1 pseudogene is annotated in these 223 nt (G+C 52.5%); it reads right to left on the bottom strand.

The window, feature by feature from the left end:
• A pseudogene (locus tag AAC854_RS24000) lies at positions 1-223 on the bottom strand (IS66 family transposase); the annotation flags it as partial.

The following is a 223-nucleotide window of genomic DNA, read 5'->3' as shown; positions in this document are numbered from 1 at the left end:
ATAGGGCTGTTTTCGGGTCACCGCTGTCGCGATTTCACTGAGTACATCCAGTGCCGATAATCCCCGTTGTTTGCAGGTTTCCACCACCGACAGCAGTCGGGAGCGGTACTGCTCACCTCGATAGGAATTTGTCCCAAAGCAGATTTTTCGCATGATCACACTGCCACGCAGGCACCGCTCCGCCTCGTTGTTGGTCAACGGGATGTTTTTATGATGGAGAAAA

Source organism: Xenorhabdus entomophaga (assembly GCF_037996725.1).
Taxonomy (GTDB): domain Bacteria; phylum Pseudomonadota; class Gammaproteobacteria; order Enterobacterales; family Enterobacteriaceae; genus Xenorhabdus; species Xenorhabdus khoisanae.
The sequence above is the reverse complement of the archived record's forward strand: the minus strand, read 5'-3'. Positions and strand labels throughout refer to the sequence as shown.